The 920-nt window shown below is 75.1% G+C and carries 2 protein-coding genes; one reads left to right on the top strand and one right to left on the bottom strand.

Translation table 11 applies throughout. The features are described from left to right. Nucleotides 1–131: 131 nt before the first annotated feature. Nucleotides 132–530: a GntR family transcriptional regulator gene (locus BI06_RS54800; RefSeq protein ID WP_043472420.1), complete on the top strand. Its 399-nt coding sequence runs from the start codon at nt 132–134 to the stop codon at nt 528–530. 19 nt (nt 531–549) lie between these two features. Here BI06_RS54800 and BI06_RS28400 read toward each other — a convergent pair. Beyond that, on the bottom strand, nt 550–920 hold a 371-nt coding region (locus BI06_RS28400), incomplete at its 5' end, for a L,D-transpeptidase (RefSeq protein WP_043472423.1).

A 920-nucleotide genomic window follows, 5' to 3' on the forward strand; every position in this document is an offset into this window, starting at 1 on the left:
CACTGATCCCGTACGCACCCCGCGTCGCACCCCGAGGGCCGCTGACCAGAGTTCTTCTGGTCGGCGGCCCTCGGGCTTTCCCGTCCCCGGGGGCGCCCCGCGATGCCCCCGCCGAACGTCAGGAGCCTCCTGTGCAGCTGTCCGTCGACCCCGCGGCCGGCACTCCCCCGTACGAGCAGATCCGGGCCCAGATCGCCGAACAGGCCCGGACCGGCGAACTGGTGACCGGACTGCGGCTGCCCACCGTCCGCGCGCTGGCCGAGCAGCTCGGGCTGGCCGCCGGGACGGTCGCCCGCGCCTACCGGGAGCTGGAGGCGGACGGGGTGGTGGAGACGCACGGCCGGCGCGGCACCCTGATCGCCGCCGTCGGCGACTCCGCGCACCGGCTGGCCGCCGCGGCCGCCGCGGAGTACGCCGAGCGGGTGCGGCGGCTCGGGCTGCCGGCGGCGGACGCCCTGGCCGCCGCCGACAACGCGCTGCGCCTGGCCTACCGGGAGGAGGGCGCCACCGAGGGCCTGCAGGGGCCCTGAGGGCCCTCGGGGCCGGTCCTCAGAGCTGCGGGGCGATCATCCCGCCGGCGGGGGCCCTGGTGGCCGGCGTGGTGGTGCTGACGGGCTGCCCGAGGGCGCTGTGCCCGACCCACTCGCCCCAGCCGATGTTCCAGTCCCCGAAACCGTTGCCGAACGGCTCCATGCTCTTGCCGCGGCTGTTCACCACCGTCACCAGGTCCCCCACCCTGGTGTTCTGGTAGAACCAGTGGGCGTTCTCGGTGCTCATGCCGGTACAGCCGTGGCTGACGTTCTCCACCCCCTGGGAGCCGACCGACCAGGGCGCCGCGTGCACGTACTCGCCGCTCCAGGTGACCCGGGTGGCCCACTCGACGTCGAGGTCGTAGGACTCCTGGCTGCCGGCCGCTATAC

This window comes from Kitasatospora sp. MBT66, assembly GCF_000710405.2.
Taxonomy (GTDB): domain Bacteria; phylum Actinomycetota; class Actinomycetes; order Streptomycetales; family Streptomycetaceae; genus Kitasatospora; species Kitasatospora purpeofusca.